This is a genomic window from Pseudomonas marginalis (assembly GCF_024169655.1).
Classification (GTDB): Bacteria; Pseudomonadota; Gammaproteobacteria; order Pseudomonadales; family Pseudomonadaceae; genus Aquipseudomonas; species Aquipseudomonas paraveronii.
On the sequence record NZ_JALJWV010000001.1, the window covers coordinates 1068349 to 1089204 of the forward strand.

Here is a 20856-nt window from a genome sequence, read left to right on the forward strand (position 1 = left end):
AATCACAGGATAATGCGCCATCTTTTTAGCCGGCCTGTTTAAACGGGCCGACTCGTTATGCTTGCTTGTTTGGCCGCCTTAGCCTGACAACCCTGGAGTGTCTGGTTTGATCGTCTTCCGTTATCTGTCCCGCGAAGTCCTGTTGACCCTGAGTGCCGTGAGCGCGGTATTGCTGGTCATCATCATGAGTGGTCGTTTCGTCAAATACCTGGCTCAGGCTGCTTCCGGTGCTCTGGACCCCGGTTCACTGTTCCTGATCATGGGCTTTCGTCTGCCGGGCTTTTTGCAACTGATCCTGCCGTTGGGCCTGTTCCTCGGGATTCTGCTGGCCTATGGCCGGCTGTACCTTGAAAGCGAAATGACCGTGCTCTCGGCCACCGGCATGAGCCAGCAACGCCTGCTGGGCATGACCATGATCCCGGCCGCCGGCGTGGCGCTGATCGTCGCCTGGCTGAGCCTGAGCCTGGCCCCCCAGGGCGCCATGCAGTTCGAACTGGTGCTGAACAAACAGGACGCCATGACCGAGTTCGACACCCTCGAACCGGGCCGCTTCCAGGCACTCAGTGACGGTACGCGGGTGACCTACACCGAAACCCTCACTGACGACCGCGCCAACCTCGGCGGGGTGTTCATCTCCGAGAAACGCCTGGGGCAGGACAAGAAAGACCGTGGCATCTCCGTCCTGGTCGCCGATTCCGGGCGCCAGGAAGTGCGCCCCGACGGCAGCCGCTACCTGATCCTGGAAAACGGCTATCGCTATGACGGCAGCCCCGGCCAGGCCGATTACCGCGCCATCAAGTACGACACCTATGGCGTGATGCTCGCCCGCCCGGACATCAGCAACGAGGTCACCGACCGCGATGCGATCCCGACCCAGGCGCTGTTGGGCAGCACGGAGTTGCGCTCCATCGCCGAGCTGCAATGGCGTATTTCCCTGCCGTTGCTGGTGTTCATCGTGACCCTGATGGCCGTGCCGCTGTCCCGCGTCAACCCGCGCCAGGGCCGCTTCCTCAAGCTGCTGCCGGCGATCCTGCTGTACATGGCCTACCTGACCATCCTGATCTCCGCCCGCGGCTCCCTGGAAAAGGGCAAGCTGTCACCGACGCTGGGCCTGTGGTGGGTACACGGGATCTTCCTGATGATCGGCCTCGGGCTGCTCTATTGGGAACCTATCCGTCTGAAAATGAAGAGCCGTCTTGGCCAGAAGGAGTTGGCTCGTGGCTAAGCTCGATCGCTACATTGGTAGCAGCGTACTGATCGCCATCCTGGCGGTGTTGGGCATCATTCTCGGGTTGGCGTCGTTGTTCGCCTTTATCGATGAAGTGGGTAACGTCACCGACACGTATACCGTGTGGGACGTGCTGAGCTACGTGGCATTGACCGCGCCGCGTCGTCTCTACGACATGATGCCGATGGCTGCGTTGATCGGCTGCCTGATCGGCCTCGGCAGCCTGGCCAGCAACAGTGAACTGACCATCATGCGCGCCGCCGGTGTTTCCATCGGCCGTATCGTCTGGGCGGTGATGAAGCCCATGTTGCTGCTGATGATGTGCAGCGTGCTGATCGGTGAATACGTCGCACCGCCGGCCGAATCCACCGCCCAGGCCAATCGCGCCCTGGCCCAGGGCTCGGGCGATGCCCAGAGCGCCAGGCATGGCTTGTGGCACCGCCAGGGTGATGAGTTCATCCACATCAACGCCGTGCAGCCGGGCGGCCTGTTGGTGGGGGTCACTCGCTACACGTTCGACAAAGAACGCCACATGTTGTCCTCCAGTTTCGCCAAGCGCGCCCAATACAGCGCCGAGCAATGGCAACTGACCGACGTCACCACCACCTACTTCCGCAATGTCGGCCAGGGCACCAAGGCCAGCACCGAAGTGATCAATGTGCCGACCGAGCAATGGGACATCGCCCTGAAGCCGGAACTGCTCAATACGGTAGTGATGATCCCGGAAAGCCTGCCGATCTCCGGGCTGTGGAGCTATATCCACTACCTCAAGGACCAGGGACTGAGCAACGGTCGCTACTGGCTGGCGTTCTGGGTCAAGGTGCTGCAGCCGGTGGTCACTGCCGCGCTGGTGCTGATGGCGATCTCGTTTATCTTCGGCCCGTTGCGCTCCGTGACCCTCGGTCAGCGGGTCTTTACCGGCGTGCTGGTGGGCTTTGCCTTCCGTATTGCCCAGGATTTGCTGGGCCCATCGAGCCTGGTGTTCGGTTTCTCACCGTTGTTTGCGGTGCTGGTGCCGACCGCTATATGCGCCCTGGCCGGGTTCTGGCTGCTGCGCCGCGCCGGGTGATCGTGCGCTTATGAACAAAAAATGCCCCGTTCGAGAGATCGGGGCATTTTTGTTCTGGTCAGCAAAGATGACGCCTGGCCCGAGCATCAGGTACAATTCCCGGCTATTTTTCAGCGGGCAGTCTGCCTGCAGCCTTTTTGAGTGTTGATCCGTGAGTGATTTGAGTCATATCCGCAATTTCTCCATCATCGCCCACATTGACCATGGCAAGTCGACGCTGGCCGATCGATTCATCCAGATGTGCGGCGGCCTTGCCGAGCGTGAAATGGAAGCCCAGGTGCTGGACTCCATGGACCTCGAACGCGAGCGCGGGATCACCATCAAGGCCCACAGCGTTACCCTGTATTACACCGCCAAAGACGGTATCAAGTACCAGCTGAACTTCATTGACACCCCCGGCCACGTCGACTTCACCTATGAGGTCAGCCGTTCGCTGGCGGCCTGTGAAGGCGCGCTGCTGGTGGTGGACGCGGGGCAGGGCGTTGAAGCCCAGTCCGTGGCCAACTGCTACACCGCCATCGAGCAAGGCCTGGAAGTCATGCCGGTGCTGAACAAGATCGACCTGCCGCAGGCCGATCCGGACCGCGTGAAGGAAGAAATCGAAAAAATCATCGGCATTGACGCCACCGACGCCGTCGAGTGCAGCGCCAAGACCGGCCTGGGCGTCGACGAAGTGCTCGAACGCCTGGTGAAAACCATTCCTGCCCCAACCGGCAACTACGAAGATCCGCTGCAAGCGTTGATCATCGACTCCTGGTTCGACAACTACCTGGGGGTTGTCTCCCTGGTACGCGTGCGCCACGGCCGTGTGAAAAAGGGCGACAAGATCCTGGTCAAATCCACCGGCAAGATCCACCTGGTGGACAGCGTCGGTGTGTTCAATCCGAAACACACCGCCACCGTTGATCTGAAAGCCGGTGAAGTCGGCTTCATCATCGCCGGCATCAAGGACATTCACGGTGCGCCGGTGGGTGACACCCTGACCTTGAGTTCCACCCCTGACGTCGACGTGCTGCCGGGCTTCAAACGCATCCAGCCGCAGGTGTACGCCGGCCTGTTCCCGGTCAGCTCCGACGACTTCGAAGACTTCCGCGAAGCCCTGCAAAAGCTGACCCTCAACGACTCGTCGTTGCAGTACACCCCGGAAAGCTCCGACGCCCTGGGCTTCGGCTTCCGTTGCGGGTTCCTCGGCATGCTGCACATGGAGATCATCCAGGAGCGCCTTGAGCGCGAATACGACCTGGACCTGATCACCACCGCGCCAACCGTTATTTTTGAGTTGTTGCTCAAAAACGGTGAAACGATTTACGTCGACAACCCCTCCAAGCTCCCGGACCTGTCTTCCATCGAAGACATGCGCGAGCCGATCGTGCGCGCCAATATTCTTGTGCCGCAGGAGCACCTGGGCAACGTCATTACCCTGTGTATCGAGAAACGTGGCATACAGCACGACATGCTGTTCCTCGGGACCCAGGTGCAAGTGACCTACGATTTGCCGATGAACGAAGTGGTCCTGGACTTCTTCGACCGTCTCAAATCCACCAGTCGCGGCTATGCTTCGCTGGATTACCACTTCGATCGTTACCAGTCGGCTAATCTGGTGAAGCTGGATGTGCTGATCAACGGCGACAAGGTCGATGCCCTGGCACTGATCGTGCACAAGGACAACGCGCACTACAAAGGTCGACAGTTGACCGAGAAGATGAAAGAACTGATTCCGCGCCAGATGTTCGACGTCGCGATCCAGGCCGCCATTGGCGGGCAGATCATTGCGCGGACTTCCGTCAAGGCACTCAGAAAGAACGTACTGGCCAAATGCTACGGTGGCGACGTCAGCCGTAAGCGCAAGCTGCTTGAGAAGCAAAAGGCCGGTAAAAAACGCATGAAGCAAGTGGGCAACGTGGAAATTCCACAAGAAGCCTTCCTTGCGGTGCTCAGGTTGGATAGTTAGGTCCTATGTCGCTAAATTTCCCGCTGTTGCTGGTCATCGCCGTTGCCGTTTGCGGACTCCTGGCGTTGCTCGATCTGGTGTTCTTCGCCCCGCGTCGGCGGGCGGCTATCGCGTCCTATCAGGGCAGCGTCAGCCAGCCCGATGTCGTGGTGATCGAGAAGCTGAACAAAGAACCTTTGCTGGTTGAATACGGCAAATCGTTCTTCCCGGTGCTGTTCATCGTACTGGTGCTGCGTTCGTTCCTGGTGGAGCCGTTCCAGATTCCGTCGGGGTCGATGAAACCGACCCTGGACGTGGGCGACTTCATCCTGGTGAACAAGTTTTCCTACGGGATTCGCTTGCCGGTGATCGACAAAAAAGTCATCGAGATCGGCGACCCGCAGCGCGGCGATGTGATGGTGTTTCGCTACCCGAGCGATCCGAACGTCAACTACATCAAGCGTGTGGTCGGCCTGCCGGGTGACGTGATTCGCTACACCAGCGACAAGCGCTTGTTCATCAACGGTGAGTCGGTGGCCGAGAAGCTACTGGGTGCCGAACCGAACACCCTGGGCAGCGCCGAGCTGTATCAGGAAAAACTCGGTGCGGTGGAGCACGAAATCCGCAAGGAAATGAGTCGCTACCGCGCAATGCCCGATGGCGAATGGAAAGTGCCGGCCGGGCACTATTTCATGATGGGCGACAACCGCGACAACTCCAACGACAGCCGCTATTGGGATGATCCAACCATTCCCAAGGACCTGCTGGGCATGGTTCCCGACCAGAATATCGTCGGCAAGGCCTTCGCGGTCTGGATGAGCTGGCCGGAACCCAAACTCAGCCACCTGCCGAACTTCTCGCGGGTCGGGCTGATCAAGTAATACAGACGGCGCTGTGATCACAGCGCCGAATGCTTTTTTGGGGCTTGGACAATCTCCAGCCTCATGCAGCACCAACCAGGATTTGAATTTGAACACTGCGTCAATCGTCGATGGCCGCCGGTGCCACCAAACAGATATGGGTAAACCGTGAGCGTTTCTCTAAGTCGTCTCGAGCACCTGCTCGGCTACACCTTCAAAGACCAGGAACTGATGGTCCTTGCTCTCACACACCGCAGTTTTGCAGGGCGTAACAACGAACGCCTGGAATTCCTCGGTGATGCCATCCTCAATTTCGTCGCCGGTGAAGCCCTGTTCGAACGCTTCCCTCAAGCCCGTGAAGGCCAGCTGTCGCGCTTGCGTGCGCGGTTGGTGAAGGGCGAGACCCTGGCCGTGCTGGCCCGTGGTTTTGGCCTGGGCGAGTACCTGCGCCTGGGTTCCGGTGAGTTGAAGAGCGGCGGTTTCCGTCGTGAGTCGATCCTGGCCGACGCGCTTGAAGCGCTGATCGGCGCCATCTATCTGGATGCGGGCATGGAAGCGGCCAAGGCACGCGTTACCGCCTGGCTGACGTCCGAGATCGAAAGCCTGACCCTGGTCGACACCAACAAAGATCCCAAGACCCGTCTGCAGGAATTCCTGCAGTCCCGCGGGTGCGAACTGCCACGCTACGAAGTGGTGGATATCCAGGGTGAACCGCATTGCCGCGTCTTTTTCGTGGAATGTGAAATCACCTTATTGAATGAAAAAAGCCGAGGTCAGGGTGTGAGCCGTCGTATTGCCGAACAGGTAGCGGCCGCCGCAGCACTGATTGCCCTGGGCGTGGAGAATGGCCATGACTGATTCAACCGCAACACGCTGTGGCTATGTTGCCATCGTCGGCCGTCCCAACGTGGGCAAGTCCACGCTGCTCAACCACATCCTCGGCCAGAAGCTCGCGATCACCTCGCGCAAGCCGCAGACTACCCGTCACAACATGCTGGGCATCAAGACCGAAGGCACCGTGCAAGCGGTCTACGTCGACACCCCGGGCATGCACAAAGGCGGCGAGAAAGCCCTGAACCGCTACATGAACAAGACCGCCTCGGCTGCGTTGAAAGACGTCGACGTGGTGATCTTCGTGGTCGACCGCACCAAGTGGACCGACGAAGACCAGATGGTCCTCGAGCGCGTGCAGTACGTCACCGGCCCGTTGATCGTCGCGCTGAACAAGACCGACCGCATCGAAGACAAAGCCGAGCTGATGCCGCACCTGAGCTGGCTGCAGGAACAACTGCCGAACGCCCAGATCATGCCGATCTCGGCCCAGCACGGGCACAACCTCGAAGCCCTGGAGCGCGTGATTGCCGGCTACCTGCCGGAGAACGAGCACTTCTTCCCGGAAGACCAGATCACCGACCGCAGCAGCCGTTTCCTCGCCGCCGAACTGGTGCGTGAGAAAATCATGCGCCAGATGGGCGCCGAGCTGCCGTACCAGATCACCGTCGAAATCGAAGAGTTCAAGCAGCAAGGCAAGACCCTGCATATCCATGCGCTGATCCTCGTCGAACGTGACGGCCAGAAAAAAATCATCATTGGCGACAAGGGCGAACGCATCAAGCGCATCGGCACTGAAGCGCGCAAGGACATGGAATTGCTGTTCGATTCCAAGATCATGCTGAACCTGTGGGTGAAGGTGAAGGGTGGCTGGTCCGATGATGAGCGCGCATTGCGCTCCCTGGGTTACGGCGACCTGTAAGGACGCGAATCCACCGCAGGGCTATAAATGTGGGAGGGGGCTTGCCCCCGATAGCAGAGTGTCAGTCACTAAATATTTTGACTGAGCCACCGCCATCGGGGGCAAGCCCCCTCCCACATTAGGTTTGTGTTGTTTTCACTAGTGCATTCCAGCAACGAGAACCCATGTCCTCAACCCCGCCTCCCAGCCAACCCGCCTATGTGCTGCACAGCCGCGCCTACCGCGAGACCAGCGCGTTGGTGGATTTCCTCACGCCCCAGGGTCGCCTGCGCGCGGTGTTGCGCAGCGCGCGGGGCAAGACAGGTACCTTGGCGCGGCCGTTCGTGGCGCTGGACGTGGAATTTCGTGGCAAGGGCGAGCTGAAAAACGTCGGCCGCCTGGAAAGCGTCGGCAACTCCGCCTGGCTCAATGGCGAAGCGCTGTTCAGTGGCCTCTATCTCAATGAATTGCTGATCCGCCTGTTGCCCGCCGAAGACCCGCACCCGGCGGTCTTCGATCACTACGCCGCGACGCTGCTGGCGCTGGCCGAAGGCCGCCCGCTGGAACCGCTGTTGCGCGCGTTCGAATGGCGTCTGCTCGACGACCTGGGCTACGGCTTTGAACTGAGCAACGACCTGCACGGCGAGCCCATCGCCGCCGACGGCATGTATCGCCTGCAAGTCGACGCCGGCCTGGAGCGTGTGTACCTGCTGCAACCCGGCCTGTTTCAGGGCACCGAACTGCTGGCCATGAGCGAAGCTGACTGGAGCGCGCCGGGCGCCTTGTCCGCCGCCAAGCGCCTGATGCGCCAGGCCCTGGCCGTGCATCTGGGCGGGCGGCCGCTGGTCAGTCGCGAGTTGTTTCGAAAGCCCTGACAACCCCGTGTATGCTGTGCAGCGTTTCTTTCCCTATTCAGGAGCGCTTCCGTGACCACCAGCAATCGCATTCTTCTCGGCGTCAACATCGACCACGTCGCCACGCTGCGCCAGGCCCGGGGCACCCGTTACCCGGACCCGGTCAAAGCCGCGCTGGACGCCGAAGAAGCGGGCGCCGACGGCATCACCGTACACCTGCGCGAAGACCGCCGGCACATCCAGGAGCGCGACGTGCTGCTGCTCAAGGATGTGCTGCAAACCCGCATGAACTTCGAAATGGGCGTCACCGAAGAAATGATGGCGTTCGCCGAGCGCATCCGCCCGGCGCATATCTGCCTGGTGCCGGAGACCCGTCAGGAACTGACCACCGAAGGCGGCCTCGACGTGGCCGGCCAGGAAGCGCGGATCAAGGCTGCGGTGGAGCGCCTGTCGCAGATCGGCAGCGAAGTCTCGCTGTTCATCGATGCCGATGAGCGCCAGATCGAAGCCTCGCACCGCGTTGGCGCGCCGGCCATCGAGCTGCACACCGGGCGTTATGCCGATGCGACCACGCCGACCGAAGTCGCCGATGAGCTGCAACGCATCATTGACGGCGTGAACTGCGGTCTCAACCACGGCCTGATCGTCAACGCCGGCCACGGCCTGCACTACCACAACGTCGAAGCCGTGGCCGCGATCAAGGGCATCAACGAACTGAACATCGGCCATGCGCTGGTGGCGCACGCGTTGTTCGTCGGTTTCAAAGGCGCGGTCGCCGAGATGAAGGCCCTGATCCTGGCCGCTGCCAAGCACTAAAAGCAATGAAGATCCAATGTGGGAGGGGCGGTGCGACGATTCGACTTGCCCCCTCCCACATTAGCCTTCGGTGTTTTCGGCATGCGGCAATGCGAAGTCTTACTGTTTAGCCGTCGCAGGTGTATCGTGTCTGCCCTTTGCGGACCCCTGGTCTGCGGCAGATACGTGAGGTTGTTGTGTCCCGATCCTTTTCCCGTCGACAAATCCTGGGTGGTCTTGCCGGCCTGGCCGTAGTGGGCGTCGGTGCCGGTGGCGGCTACCGCTACTGGCTGGGCAAGGTCGCCGAGGCCGAGGCGGGACACGACTACGAACTGATCGCCGCGCCCCTCGATGTGGAACTGGTGCCGGGGCACACAACCCAAGCCTGGGCGTTCGGCCCGTCGGCTCCCGGCACCGAGCTGCGCGTGCGCCAGGGCGAATGGCTGCGGGTGCGTTTTATCAACCACCTGCCGGTCGCCACCACCATCCACTGGCATGGCATCCGCCTGCCGCTGGAAATGGACGGCGTGCCCTACGTTTCGCAATTGCCGGTGTTGCCCGGCGAATACTTCGACTACAAGTTCCGCGTGCCCGACGCCGGCAGCTATTGGTATCACCCTCACGTGAACAGCAGCGAAGAACTCGGCCGTGGCCTGGTCGGCCCGCTGATCGTCGAAGAGCGCGAGCCCACCGGTTTCAAGCACGAACGCACCCTCAGCCTGAAAAGCTGGCACGTCGACGAAGAGGGCGCCTTTGTCGCGTTCAGCGTGCCCCGTGAAGCGGCGCGTGGCGGCACGGCCGGGCGCTTGTCGACGATCAATGGCGTGGCCCAGGCGGTGATCGATTTACCCGCTGGGCAGATCACCCGCGTGCGCTTGCTCAACCTCGACAACACGCTGACCTATCGCCTCAATATTCCCGACGTCGACGCGCAGATCTATGCGTTGGACGGCAACCCCATCGAGCCGCGTCCCCTGGGCAAGGAATACTGGCTCGGCCCGGGCATGCGTATCTGCCTGGCGATCAAGGCGCCGCCGGCGGGCGAAGAACTGTCGATCCGCAACGGCCCGGTGCGCCTGGGCACGTTCCGCTCGGTGGCCAACGCCGACGCGCCGACTGAATGGCCGCCTGCGCTGCCCGCCAACCCGATCAGCGAGCCGGACCTGGCCAACGCCGAGAAACTCAACTTCAATTTCGAATGGGTCGGCTCGGTATCGGTCAACGTCGATAACGGCAAGCCGCCGAGCCTGTGGCAGATCAACGGCCAGGCCTGGGACATCACCGACAAGGCCTGCGCCGACCGCCCGATTGCCAAGCTGGAGAAGGGCAAGAGCTACATTTTTGAACTGAAAAACATGACCCAGTACCAGCACCCGATCCACCTGCACGGCATGAGCTTCAAAGTGATCGCCTCGAACCGCCACACGGTGATTCCGTACTTCACCGACACCTACCTGCTGGGCAAGAACGAACGCGCCCGCGTGGCGCTGGTGGCGGATAATCCGGGGGTGTGGATGTTCCACTGCCATGTGATCGACCACATGGAAACCGGCCTGATGGCCGCCATCGAGGTAGCGTGATGCGCCAGTTTCGCCCCACGGCGATTATCGACCGCAGCCGCGACCAGGACTTCATGCGCGAAGCCCTGACGCTGGCGGCGCAGGGCGCGGCGTTGGGCGAAGTACCGGTGGGCGCGGTGCTGGTGCAGGACGGTGTCATCATCGGCCGTGGCTTCAATTGCCCGATCAGCGGCCACGACCCCAGCGCCCATGCCGAAATGGTCGCCATCCGCGCCGCCGCCCAGGCGCTGAGCAACTATCGCCTGCCCGGCAGCACGCTGTATGTGACGCTGGAACCGTGCAGCATGTGCGCGGGCCTGATCGTGCATTCGCGCATCGCGCGGGTGGTCTACGGCGCGCTGGAGCCGAAGGCGGGGATTGTGCAAAGCCAGGGACAGTTTTTTACCCAGGGGTTTCTCAACCATCGGGTGTTGTATGAAGGCGGGGTGCTGGCCGAGGAATGCGGGACGGTGTTGAGTGAGTTCTTCAAGGCCCGCCGGGCTAAGCCCCCACTCTAAAGAACACTGATGAGCAAATGTGGGAGGGGCGGTGCGACGATTCGACTTGCCCCCGATGGCGGTGGGTCAGCTATAGATAAGCTGACTGACACACTGCTATCGGGGGCAAGCCCCCTCCCACATGTTGATCTCCATTTTTTTCAGGGAGATCGGGGTTATTTCTTGGCGATGATCACTGCCCGCATCGGCGCCGGCAGCCCTTCGATGGTCTTGCTGTGGTCGTCCGGGTCGAGGAAGTCACTCAGCGACTGATACTTCATCCACTCCGTCCCCCGCTGTTCCTCCACCGTGGTCACACTCACATCCACGCACCTCACCTCACTGAACCCGGCCCGGCGCAGCCACAGCATCAACGCCGGCACCGACGGCAGGAACCACACGTTGCGCATCTGCGCGTAACGGTCTTCCGGCACCAGCACCTGCTGCTGATCGCCTTCGACCACCAGCGTTTCCAGCACCAGTTCACCGCCTTTGACCAGGCAGTCCTTCAGCGCCAGCAAATGCTCGATCGGCGAGCGACGGTGGTAGAACACACCCATGGAAAACACGGTGTCGAAGCCTTCCAGGTTCGCCGGCAAGTCCTCGAACGGGAATGGCAGGTGCCAGGCGTTCGGTGCCGACAGGTAGCGCTGTACCGCCTGGAACTGACAGAAGAACAACCAGTTCGGGTCCACGCCGATCACACTGTCGGCACCGGCGCCGAGCATGCGCCACATGTAATAGCCGTTGCCGCAGCCGACATCGAGAATGCGTTTGCCCTTCAGGTCCAGGTGCGGCGCGACCCGCGACCACTTCCAGTCCGAACGCCATTCGGTGTCCACATGCACGCCGAACAGGTGGAACGGGCCTTTGCGCCACGGGCTCAGGCCCATCAGCGCGGTATGCATTTGCGCGCGGGTGGCGTCGTCGCAAACGGTGTCGAGGGTCAGGCCATTGAGCAAATCGACTTCGCTGGGCTGGATTTTCGGCAGTGCATCCAGCGCACTCTGCCAGCGCTCCAGGTCGCCATGCCCCTTTTCCATCTTGCTATCGAGTTGCGCTTGCAGGCTCTGGGCCCATACGGCCAGGGGAGTGCCGACCAAGTGGCGGGCGAGGGGGGACAGATCAATCATGGCAAGGCAATCAACGAGGCAAAGTTAAGACACTGGAACCACGGCACGACGGTCGAGAACCCGGCCGCCAGCAGGCGTTCGCGGTGTTCTTCGAGGCTGTCGGGCTTCATGACGTTTTCGATGGCGCTGCGCTTCTGGGCGATTTCCAGCTCGCTGTAGCCGTTGGCGCGTTTGAACGCGACATGCAGATCGGTGAGCAGCGCGTGTTCTTGCGCATCATTGAAACGCAGCTTCTCCGAGAGGATCAACGCACCGCCCGGCAACAGCGCTTGGCGGATGCGCCCGAGCAACGCCAGGCGCTGATCGGGGGCGATGAATTGCAGGGTGAAGTTCAGCGCCACCACCGAGGCCGGCTGGAACTGCAGCGCGAGGATATCGCCCTCGATCACCTGCACCGGCAGCAACTCCTGGAACATCGAGTCCTGGCCATTGAGGTACTCGCGGCAGCGCTCGACCATCGCCGCCGAGTTATCCACCGCGATGACGTGGCAGCCGTCGGTACGCACGTGGCGGCGCAACGCCTGGGTGACCGCGCCGAGGGAGGACCCCAGGTCGTACAGCGCACTGTTGGGCTGGGCAAACTGCGCGGCGAGCACGCCGAGGTTTTCGACGATGGTCGGGTAACCGGGCACCGAGCGCTTGATCATGTCCGGGAATACCCGCACCACGTCCTCGTTAAAGGCGAAGTCCGGCACCTGGGGCAGGGGCTGGGCGAATAGGCGATCGGGTTCTTTGCTCACGGTTGTTCCGGCGACGAGGGGGAGAGGCCGGCATTTTAGCCAACTTGGACGTGGGATGCGCGGGCTGTCTGATAAGTTGCGCTATAAATTGGGGACTGTGGTGAGCCAGAGGGAGAATGCATATGACGCCTCCCCCCAGGTGTTGTAGGTTATTGGTGGAATTTAGCGTAAATCTCAGATTCTCCTTTAATGGGGATTGAATGCCCATCTGCAGATTCTGCGGTGACGTCATACCTAAGTGTGAAGTGCTCAAGGTTTCCAGTCTTGCTCACCTCGATATTTACCGTGCCGCGCGTGGCTGTATATTGGGTAAACCCACTGTCATCGGGGCGCCCGTGATACACCATATAGATAAACTGGGCAAACTGATTGCCCGATCCATCTGCCGGATAAGTTCCAGTCGCAATGTCTCTGACAAACGACAACCCCAGGCTCCTATGACTTTGAGTTGACGCCTTGTTGAGTTCAACTACAAAGTCCAGATGGCCGAACAATGAGTGCAGTTCGATATGATAACTGTGAAATTTTATCGCGTGAGGCGTGGTAAATGTCGTTTCGGCAGAGAGCGAAACTTTAAAGTCTGCGTTCTTTTTCTGGGTAGCGTCCATGATCATTCCTTGAGTGAGTGGAGTGTGAGCGCTATACAGACTATGACCAGCAAAGAGGGATGAATACTGTAGGGGTTTACAGTGCTTTATATCGTATAGAAATAAAATTAATAGCCAGTTGTTGGTTATCCGCCTTTAAGGGTATTCGAGCGATCCTGCAACGCAAAGGAAGACGCAGTGATGCCCCATTGGCCGAGCCAATACGTAGTGATCAGCAAATACGGCGCTGCATCGAACGCCACCACAAATCGGTTGATGCCGATCAGCGTGTCGGAAAACACGAACGACGCCGCGCCCGCAGCCGCCAACCCTGCCGAGCGTTTTGGCACGTCGCTGCCCAACCGAGCCAGCGCACGCCAGAGCATGGCGCTGATCACTAGCGCATACACCACCACCGGTATCAGCAAGTCACCCAGGCCGTGGGAAATCAGGATGCTCAGCAGGATCGCGCCCACGCCCAGTGCCAAGATCAGCGGCAATAGCGCCAGGCGGCGACAGTCACTGAAATACGCTTTGAGGTACGCCAAGTGCGCAAACAGAAATGCACCCAAGCCAAAGATGAACAGGTCACCCGGCCAGGCAAGCAGCACGTCGCCCACCAAGGAGAAAATCAGCCCCAGGCTGATCCAGCGTCGATAGTCGGTGGGCGGTGCATCATGCAGCCAGCCCAGCAGCGCCAGGACCGGCAACGGTTTGACCAGCAGGCACAGTAACGCCGCATGGACGGTCAGGCCGTAGATAAAGGTGCCGGCGCCCATCAACGCAAGAATCAGCCAGGGCATATCAGTTCACCGTGATGGCGCAGTCGAACGTCTCGGTCGGTTCGGCTTCCGGTTCCCAGGGTTGCTGGGAGGTCAGGCGCAAACGGCCCTGGCCGGACGCAAAGGCCTGGAAGCGCCAGGTGGATTGACCACCACCGCCGATCACGCCGGATTCTGTGCTGCTGTAGACCTCGGGGCTCAGTGCGCGCAGCACGCCGCCGGCGGAATCCTGGATGGCCCAGCGGTAGCCGGTGGTGGGGTTGCTGGGCAGGGTCAGGATCAGGTTTTGTCCGGTTTTGAGCTGGAGCGGGCAGGTGCTCTGTTTTTCCACGCTGACGTTTTGCTGTGGGGCACTGGCGCACGCGGCCAGCAGGGCAAGGCTCAAGGGGAGAAGCAGGCGGGCAGCGGTCATGGGGGCTCCGTTGATGTGCGACGAAGAGCGAGCATAACCGAAGATGAGGCAGGGTGTGGCGGGCAGGCGGTGTATTGGGGTGGCTGGGCGGGCGTCATCGCGGGCAAGCCCGCTCCCACATTCGAGCGCATTCCAAAGGATGTACTCGGTCAACTGTGGGAGTGGGCTTGCCCACGATGACGCCCGCCCAAGTGCTAAAGGGCTATCAGAAGAGCACCTTCGCCACATCCGCAAAACGCTTGGCGAAGTGCACGGTCATCCCTTCCTTCAGATACTCCGGCAGTTCTTCAAAACTGCCGCGATTCGGCTCGGGCAAGATCAGCTCGTGAATCTTCTGACGCCGCGCCGCGATCACCTTCTCACGCACCCCGCCAATCGGCAGTACATGCCCGGTCAGCGTCAGCTCGCCGGTCATGGCCACGCCTTTCTTCGGCGGCTGGTTGCGCGCCAGCGACAACAGCGCACTGGCCATGGTCACGCCAGCGCTCGGGCCGTCTTTCGGCGTGGCGCCTTCGGGTACGTGCATGTGGACGAAGGCTTCATCGAAGAACTTCGGATCACCGCCAAACGACTTCAGATTGGAGCTGATGTAGCTGTAGGCGATTTCAGCGGACTCTTTCATCACATCACCCAGTTGCCCGGTGAGCTTGAAGCCGCGGTTGAGCGTGTGGATGCGGGTCGCCTCGATCGGCAAGGTCGCGCCGCCCATGCTGGTCCAGGCCAACCCGGTGATAACGCCGGTGCCGGACAGCACTTGTTCGTTGCGGAACACCGGTATCCCGAGGGAGCTTTCCAGGTCCTTGGTGCCGATCTTGATCACCGCGTCCGGCTCATCCAGCAGCTTGACCACCGCCTTGCGCACCAGCTTGCCCAGTTGTTTCTCCAACTGGCGCACCCCGGCTTCGCGGGCATAGCCGTCGATCAAGGCGCGCAGGGCGCCGTCGCTGATGGTCAGACTGTTTTTCGACACGCCGGCTTTTTCCAACTGCTTTGGCCACAGGTGGCGTTTGGCAATGGCGACTTTTTCTTCGGTGATATAGCCCGACAGGCGAATCACTTCCATGCGATCCAGCAAGGGGCCGGGGATCGAGTCCAGGGTGTTGGCGGTGCACACGAACAGCACTTTCGACAGGTCCAGGCGCAGGTCCAGGTAGTGGTCGAGGAATTCGACGTTCTGTTCCGGGTCGAGGGTTTCCAGCAGCGCCGAAGCCGGGTCGCCCTGGAAGCTCTGGCCCATCTTGTCGATCTCGTCGAGCATGATCACCGGGTTCATCACTTCCACATCTTTGAGCGCCTGCACCAGCTTGCCGGGCAGGGCGCCGATGTAGGTGCGGCGATGCCCCTTGATCTCGGCCTCGTCGCGCATGCCGCCGACGCTGAAGCGATAGAACGGCCGCCCGAGGGATTCGGCAATCGATTTACCCACGCTGGTCTTGCCCACGCCCGGCGGGCCGACCAGCAGCACGATGGAGCCGGCGACTTCACCTTTATAAGCGCCCACCGCGAGGAATTCGAGGATGCGACTCTTGATGTCGTCCAGGCCGGCATGGTGTTTATCCAGGACCTTACGCGCATGTTTCAGGTCGAGCTTGTCCTCGCCGTACACGCCCCACGGTACTGAGGTCGCCCAGTCCAGGTAGTTGCGCGTCACCGCGTATTCCGGCGAACCGGTTTCGAGGATCGACAGTTTGTTCAGTTCTTCATCGATGCGTTTTTGCGCCTGGGCCGGCAGCACTTTGCCTTCCAGGCGTTGTTCGAACTGCTCGACGTCGGCGCTGCGGTCGTCCTTGGTCAAACCCAGTTCCTGCTGGATGACCTTGAGCTGTTCCTTGAGGAAGAATTCGCGCTGGTGCTCGCCGATCTTGCGGTTCACCTCGGCGGAGAGTTCTTTTTGCAAACGCGCGACTTCGACTTCCTTGCGCAGCATCGGCAGCACTTTTTCCATGCGCTTGAGCATGGGCACGCAGTCCAGCACTTCCTGTAGCTCAGTACCGGTCGCCGACGTGAGGGCGGCGGCGAAGTCGGTCAGCGGCGACGGGTCGTTGGGGCTGAAGCGGTTGAGGTAGTTCTTCAGCTCTTCGCTGTACAGCGGGTTGAGCGGCAGCAGTTCCTTGATCGCATTGATCAGCGCCATGCCGTAGGCCTTGACCTCATCGGTCGGCTCGGTCGGCTGGTGCGGGTATTCGACTTCCACCAGGTACGGTGGGCGGTGGTGCTTGAGCCAGGTGCGAATCCGCACGCGGGTCAGGCCCTGGGCGACGAATTGCAGTTTGCCGTTTTCGCGGCTGGCGTGGTGGACCTTCACCAGGGTGCCGTACAGCGGCAGCGCGGAGGTGTCGAAATGCCGTGGATCATCTGGCGGCGTGTCCATGAAGAACAGGGCCAGGGAGTGATGGTCGGATTTGCTCACCAGCTCCAGGGTTTCGGCCCACGGTTCTTCATTGACGATCACCGGCAATACTTGCGCCGGGAAGAACGGGCGATTGTGAATCGGGATGATGTAGACCTTGTCCGGCAGGTTTTGCCCAGGCAGGGCCAGGCCGGTATTGGACGAGTGACCCTCGGCGTTTTCAGGGTCGGCGTATTCGTTGGCGTCGAAATCAGGGATATCTTGCTGGTCGCTCATGGGGCACCTGCATAGGGAAGTATGCCAGTTAGATGGGGCGGGCCAGCGGTGGTTTCAATGGCGGGGGCTGGATAGCAACATATTGCATGAAATTACTGCAGAGGCCCGGTCAATGGGGGAGCGGTCAGCTGATTTTGTGGAGGTAGGCGGGCAGGGGTTGTTCCGGCAGTACCGACAACACCTTCAACCGCTGCAACATCCGCTGCCGCGCCCGTTGCAGGTGCTCGCGCAGGTTCAACGCCGCCGCATCGAACGCGCCGTGCAGCAACAACTCCAGGATCAAGCGGTGTTCGGCGAGCATCGCCGGGTCGGCACCGATCCCCAGCAAGCGATAGAAAATCCGACTGATGATCATCGGGCTCTGGCCCTGGCGGATCAGCGCGGCGATCTTGCGGTTTTGCAGGCCGGCCAGGCAGCGTTGGTGCAAATCCTCTTCGATCTGCTCGATGGCTTCCAGGCTGCACTGTGGGCTGTCCTGGGCGTCGAGCACGCGTTGCAACATGGCTTCGAGCAGCGCGCGGTCAAGGTTCGGCGCGCTCTGGCGCAGCGCTTCGGGCTCCAGGCAGGCGCGCAGTTCGTAGTCTTCGGTGACTTCCCGCGCCGTCAGCGGCCCGGCCAGCCATTGGGAATAGGGCTCTTTTTCCACCAGGCCACGGTCGCGCAGGCGCATCAGTGCTTCACGCACCACCGCGCGGCTGACGCCGTAGTGGTCGGCGGCGGCTTGCTCATCCAGGCGGTAATGGCCGAAAGCGATGCAGGTGGACAGCGCCGCGCCGATTTCCTCGACGATCCGCTCGCCCAACGGCCGTGTATCCACCAGTTCGTCCTCGTCGTTCAGGCCCAGGTGCGCCGGGCTCAGGGGCAGGCGCAGCGGTTCCATGACCACGCCCTCGGGGTTGATCAGATAACCGCGCCCGTTGAAACGGCAGATCAACCCTTCGGCATGCAGCAGGTCCAGCGCCTTGCGTACCGGCACGCGGCTGGTGCCGAACAATTCGGCCAGCGGCGCTTCGAGCAGGACCAGCCCGTGGCGCGCGGTGCCGTTGACGATCGCGTCACGCAAAAGCTGGTGAATCATCGCGTAACGGGAGGCCGAGGCGGACACTGCTTTCATCGTGTTCTCTGAACTAAAGAGGTCGGGTGTATGTAGGACGCAGCCAGGGATTCTCTCATAGATGCGCCTGTCACTCCGCGCCACGTCGGTGGCACTTTTTTGGGGCCTTGAAGGTAGGATTGTTACTTTTCTGCACCAAAATGTACTTTTTAATAAAAGATACATTATTCGCTTGAGCGCGTACTGCAGGGGCCGCACCAGGTTTTTTTGCTTCCTACAACTTCCTACAAAAGTATCTATCCCGCCACTCTGGTCGATAAAGCGCAATCACAGAAAAATCCGTCGACACAGACTGGCACGAAAGCTGCCTTTGTAAAATGTACATTTTATTAATATGTACGTTTTGTAGGAGCGCCTTGATGTCAGACGCCACTTCAATGGCCGAGGCTTTCGCCAACGGTCACAGCGACCCGGTGCAAGCCCTCGACCACGCAAGTTGGTCGGCAGCGTGATCACTCCGGCCGTCATCCACATCGCCCCGACGGGGGAAGACGCACGCCTGTTGCGGGCTGCGCTGTCCGTCGAATCCCAACTGACGCTCTAAGGAGACACCCCATGGCTAAAGACATCCTCTGTGCATTCGGCGTCGACGTTGACGCCGTCGCCGGCTGGCTCGGTTCCTACGGCGGCGAAGACTCGCCCGACGATATCTCCCGCGGCCTGTTCGCCGGTGAAATCGGCGCGCCGCGCCTGCTCAAACTGTTCGAGCGCTACGGCCTGCGCACCACCTGGTTTATCCCCGGCCACTCGATGGAGACCTTCCCCACGCAGATGAAGGCGGTGGCCGACGCCGGTCACGAAATCGGCGTACACGGCTACAGCCACGAAAACCCGATTGCGATGACCGCCGAGCAGGAAGAAATCGTGCTCGACAAGTCCATCGAACTGATCACCCATGTGACCGGTAAGCGTCCGACCGGCTACGTCGCACCGTGGTGGGAATTCAGCAAGGTCACCAACGAGCTGCTGCTGAAAAAAGGCATCAAGTACGACCACAGCCTGATGCACAACGACTTCCACCCCTACTACGTGCGCAAGGGCGACAGCTGGACCAAGATCGACTACAGCCAGCACCCCGACACCTGGATGAAACCCCTGGTGCGCGGCGAAGAAACCGACTTGGTGGAGATCCCGGCCAATTGGTACCTCGACGACCTGCCGCCAATGATGTTCATCAAAAAAGCTCCCAACAGCCACGGCTTCGTCAACCCGCGTCACCTCGAAGAAATGTGGCGCGACCAGTTCGACTGGGTCTACCGCGAACACGAACACGCGGTGTTCACCATGACCATCCACCCCGACGTCTCCGGCCGCCCGCAAGTGCTGCTGATGCTCGAACGCTTGATCGAACACATCCAAAGCCATGCCGGCGTGCGCTTCGTCACCTTCGACGAAATCGCCGATGACTTTGTCCGCCGCCAACCGCGTACCTGACCCCACCCCTTGTAGGAGCGAGCTTGCTCGCGAAAAACCTGAGAACGCCGCGTGCATCCAGGATGCCCGCGTCATCGTTGATGATTTTCGCGAGCAAGCTCGCTCCTACAAGATGGGTTCAAACCGCGTAGCTGACCCCCCCCACCTTTGAGGCGTGATTCATGTCCATCTACAACAAGCTTGACCTGACTGGCTGGAAACCCCGGCAACTGACGTCCCAGGAAGTGCGCTTCGCCACCTGGATCGCGTTTTTCGCCTGGGTGTTTGCGGTGTACGACTTCATCCTGTTCGGCACGTTGCTGCCGGAGATCGGCCGGCACTTCGGCTGGGGCGAGGTGGAACAAGCTGAAATCGCGACCTGGGTGGCGGTGGGTACGGCGGTGGTGGCATTTGCCATTGGCCCCGTCGTCGATAAGTTGGGGCGGCGCAAAGGCATTATCTTCACCGTGGCCGGTTCCGCAGTGTGCTCGGCGCTGACCGCGATCGGTGGCGCGTGGGGCAAGTCGCCGCTGATTCTGATCCGTTCGTTGGGCGGCCTGGGCTATGCCGAGGAAACCGTCAACGCCACGTATTTGAGCGAGCTGTATGGCGCCTCGGAAGATCCGCGACTGACCAAGCGCCGTGGCTTTATCTACAGCCTGGTGCAGGGCGGCTGGCCGGTCGGTGCGCTGATCGCCGCCGGGTTGACCGCGCTGTTGCTGCCGATCATCGGCTGGCAGGGGTGTTTCATTTTTGCCGCGATTCCGGCCGTGGTCATCGCGATCATGGCGCGCAAGCTCAAGGAGAGCCCGCAGTTCCAGATCCATCAGCGCATCAGCGAGCTGCGTAAAAGCGGCGCGGTGAGCGAAGCGCAAAACGTCGCCGCGACCTACGGCGTGGACTACGACGAACACAGCAAAGCCGGCCTCAAAGCCGCCTTCCGTGGCCCGGCCCGCCGCGCCACCCTGGTGATCGGCGCCGCGCTGTTGCTCAACTGGGCAGCGATCCAGGTGTTCAGCGTGCTTGGCACGTCGGTGATCGTCAGCGTTCACCACATCTCGTTCGAGAACTCGCTGATCATCCTCGTGCTGTCGAACCTGGTGGGTTACTGCGGCTACCTCAGCCACGGCTGGATGGGCGACAAGATCGGCCGCCGCAACGTCATCGGCCTGGGCTGGATGCTCGGCGGGCTGTCGTTCGCCGGGATGCTGTTCGGCCCGAGCAACATGGCGATGGTGGTCGGGCTGTACAGCCTGGGCCTGTTCTTCCTGATCGGGCCGTACTCGGCGGCGCTGTTCTTTATCAGCGAAAGTTTCCCCACCAGCATCCGTGCCACCGGCGGCGCGATCATTCATGCCATGGGCCCGATTGGCGCGGTGGTCGCCGGTTTCGGCGCGACGCAAGTGTTGTCCGCCGGCAGCGACTGGCAGACCGCCGCCCTGTGGTTCGGCGCCTTGCCGTGCTTTTTATCCGGTGTGCTGATGTTTGCCGCACGCCATGTGCGTCCGGAAACCGTGCAGTAAGG

The 20856-nt window shown here is 61.0% G+C and carries 19 protein-coding genes; 12 read left to right on the top strand and 7 right to left on the bottom strand.

Features of this window, described 5'->3' with window-relative positions; translation table 11 throughout:
• Positions 1–106: 106 nt before the first annotated feature.
• From lptF to tadA, 10 genes are all read left to right on the top strand, one after another.
• Positions 107–1225, top strand: a complete 1119-nt coding sequence (lptF, locus tag J2Y83_RS04785) for an LPS export ABC transporter permease LptF (RefSeq protein WP_193040447.1) — start codon at positions 107–109, stop codon at positions 1223–1225.
• Complete coding sequence (gene lptG, locus J2Y83_RS04790; protein WP_247403236.1) at positions 1218–2297, top strand: LPS export ABC transporter permease LptG; 1080 nt, start codon at positions 1218–1220, stop codon at positions 2295–2297. Before lptF ends, lptG begins: the two co-directional genes overlap by 8 nt.
• A 151-nt stretch (positions 2298–2448) precedes the next feature.
• Positions 2449–4248, top strand: coding sequence for a translation elongation factor 4 (gene lepA, locus J2Y83_RS04795; protein WP_253393524.1), 1800 nt, complete (start codon positions 2449–2451; stop codon positions 4246–4248).
• Positions 4249–4253: 5 nt separating this feature from the next.
• Positions 4254–5108, top strand: coding sequence for a signal peptidase I (gene lepB, locus J2Y83_RS04800; RefSeq protein WP_046384586.1), 855 nt, complete (start codon positions 4254–4256; stop codon positions 5106–5108).
• A 147-nt stretch (positions 5109–5255) separates the two neighbouring features.
• Complete coding sequence (rnc, locus tag J2Y83_RS04805) at positions 5256–5945, top strand: ribonuclease III (protein ID WP_046384585.1); 690 nt, start codon at positions 5256–5258, stop codon at positions 5943–5945.
• Positions 5938–6840: a GTPase Era gene (gene era, locus J2Y83_RS04810; protein ID WP_247403227.1), complete on the top strand. Its 903-nt coding sequence runs from the start codon at positions 5938–5940 to the stop codon at positions 6838–6840. The genes rnc and era overlap by 8 nt, the downstream gene beginning before the upstream one ends.
• 164 nt (positions 6841–7004) lie before the next feature.
• The gene (gene recO / locus J2Y83_RS04815) at positions 7005–7694 is read left to right on the top strand and encodes a DNA repair protein RecO (protein WP_253393525.1); all 690 of its coding nucleotides are present in this window, start codon (positions 7005–7007) and stop codon (positions 7692–7694) included.
• Between the two features lie 51 nt (positions 7695–7745).
• Positions 7746–8489, top strand: coding sequence for a pyridoxine 5'-phosphate synthase (gene pdxJ / locus J2Y83_RS04820; RefSeq protein ID WP_253393526.1), 744 nt, complete (start codon positions 7746–7748; stop codon positions 8487–8489).
• Positions 8490–8665: 176 nt separating this feature from the next.
• Positions 8666–10048 carry a multicopper oxidase family protein gene (locus J2Y83_RS04825; RefSeq protein ID WP_247402167.1) on the top strand — a complete coding sequence of 461 codons (1383 nt, stop codon included), beginning with the start codon at positions 8666–8668 and terminating at the stop codon, positions 10046–10048.
• Positions 10048–10545: a tRNA adenosine(34) deaminase TadA gene (tadA, locus tag J2Y83_RS04830; protein WP_253393527.1), complete on the top strand. Its 498-nt coding sequence runs from the start codon at positions 10048–10050 to the stop codon at positions 10543–10545. The genes J2Y83_RS04825 and tadA overlap by 1 nt, the downstream gene beginning before the upstream one ends.
• A gap of 155 nt (positions 10546–10700) precedes the next feature.
• Here tadA and cmoB read toward each other — a convergent pair whose 3' ends face one another.
• From cmoB to J2Y83_RS04865, 7 genes are all read right to left on the bottom strand, one after another.
• Entirely contained in the window at positions 10701–11657 is a 957-nt protein-coding gene (cmoB, locus tag J2Y83_RS04835) for a tRNA 5-methoxyuridine(34)/uridine 5-oxyacetic acid(34) synthase CmoB (protein ID WP_253393528.1), read from the bottom strand.
• The gene (gene cmoA, locus J2Y83_RS04840) at positions 11654–12397 is read right to left on the bottom strand and encodes a carboxy-S-adenosyl-L-methionine synthase CmoA (RefSeq protein WP_247402160.1); all 744 of its coding nucleotides are present in this window, start codon (positions 12395–12397) and stop codon (positions 11654–11656) included. The genes cmoB and cmoA overlap by 4 nt, the downstream gene beginning before the upstream one ends.
• Positions 12398–12546: 149 nt before the next feature.
• Positions 12547–13005 (bottom strand): hypothetical protein, encoded by a 459-nt coding sequence (locus J2Y83_RS04845; RefSeq protein WP_253393529.1) that lies wholly within the window; start codon positions 13003–13005, stop codon positions 12547–12549.
• A 125-nt stretch (positions 13006–13130) separates the two neighbouring features.
• Entirely contained in the window at positions 13131–13787 is a 657-nt protein-coding gene (locus J2Y83_RS04850; RefSeq protein ID WP_253393530.1) for a lysoplasmalogenase, read from the bottom strand.
• Between the two features lies 1 nt (position 13788).
• Entirely contained in the window at positions 13789–14178 is a 390-nt protein-coding gene (locus J2Y83_RS04855) for a protease inhibitor I42 family protein (RefSeq protein ID WP_253393531.1), read from the bottom strand.
• Between the two features lie 205 nt (positions 14179–14383).
• Positions 14384–16804: an endopeptidase La gene (gene lon, locus J2Y83_RS04860; RefSeq protein WP_253393532.1), complete on the bottom strand. Its 2421-nt coding sequence runs from the start codon at positions 16802–16804 to the stop codon at positions 14384–14386.
• A gap of 124 nt (positions 16805–16928) precedes the next feature.
• Positions 16929–17918 carry a GntR family transcriptional regulator gene (locus tag J2Y83_RS04865; protein ID WP_253393533.1) on the bottom strand — a complete coding sequence of 330 codons (990 nt, stop codon included), beginning with the start codon at positions 17916–17918 and terminating at the stop codon, positions 16929–16931.
• Positions 17919–18473: 555 nt separating this feature from the next.
• Here J2Y83_RS04865 and J2Y83_RS04870 point away from each other — a divergent pair.
• Both J2Y83_RS04870 and J2Y83_RS04875 read left to right on the top strand, forming a co-directional pair.
• Positions 18474–19352: a polysaccharide deacetylase family protein gene (locus tag J2Y83_RS04870; protein WP_253393534.1), complete on the top strand. Its 879-nt coding sequence runs from the start codon at positions 18474–18476 to the stop codon at positions 19350–19352.
• 161 nt (positions 19353–19513) lie between these two features.
• A complete protein-coding gene (locus J2Y83_RS04875; protein WP_253393535.1) occupies positions 19514–20854 on the top strand; it encodes an MFS transporter in 1341 nt (446 codons plus the stop codon).
• Positions 20855–20856 lie beyond the last annotated feature (2 nt).

What these genes read in the sequence shown, in the direction of transcription:
- lepB (WP_046384586.1), top strand. Translation starts at nt 4,254, where the DNA reads ATGTCGCTAAATTTCCCGCTGTTGCTGGTCATCGCCGTTGCCGTTTGC.
- era (WP_247403227.1), top strand. Translation starts at nt 5,938, where the DNA reads ATGACTGATTCAACCGCAACACGCTGTGGCTATGTTGCCATCGTCGGC.
- recO (WP_253393525.1), top strand. Translation starts at nt 7,005, where the DNA reads ATGTCCTCAACCCCGCCTCCCAGCCAACCCGCCTATGTGCTGCACAGC.
- tadA (WP_253393527.1), top strand. Translation starts at nt 10,048, where the DNA reads ATGCGCCAGTTTCGCCCCACGGCGATTATCGACCGCAGCCGCGACCAG.
- cmoB (WP_253393528.1), bottom strand. Translation starts at nt 11,657, where the DNA reads ATGATTGATCTGTCCCCCCTCGCCCGCCACTTGGTCGGCACTCCCCTG.
- J2Y83_RS04845 (WP_253393529.1), bottom strand. Translation starts at nt 13,005, where the DNA reads ATGGACGCTACCCAGAAAAAGAACGCAGACTTTAAAGTTTCGCTCTCT.
- J2Y83_RS04850 (WP_253393530.1), bottom strand. Translation starts at nt 13,787, where the DNA reads ATGCCCTGGCTGATTCTTGCGTTGATGGGCGCCGGCACCTTTATCTAC.
- J2Y83_RS04855 (WP_253393531.1), bottom strand. Translation starts at nt 14,178, where the DNA reads ATGACCGCTGCCCGCCTGCTTCTCCCCTTGAGCCTTGCCCTGCTGGCC.
- lon (WP_253393532.1), bottom strand. Translation starts at nt 16,804, where the DNA reads ATGAGCGACCAGCAAGATATCCCTGATTTCGACGCCAACGAATACGCC.
- J2Y83_RS04865 (WP_253393533.1), bottom strand. Translation starts at nt 17,918, where the DNA reads ATGAAAGCAGTGTCCGCCTCGGCCTCCCGTTACGCGATGATTCACCAG.
- J2Y83_RS04870 (WP_253393534.1), top strand. Translation starts at nt 18,474, where the DNA reads ATGGCTAAAGACATCCTCTGTGCATTCGGCGTCGACGTTGACGCCGTC.
- J2Y83_RS04875 (WP_253393535.1), top strand. Translation starts at nt 19,514, where the DNA reads ATGTCCATCTACAACAAGCTTGACCTGACTGGCTGGAAACCCCGGCAA.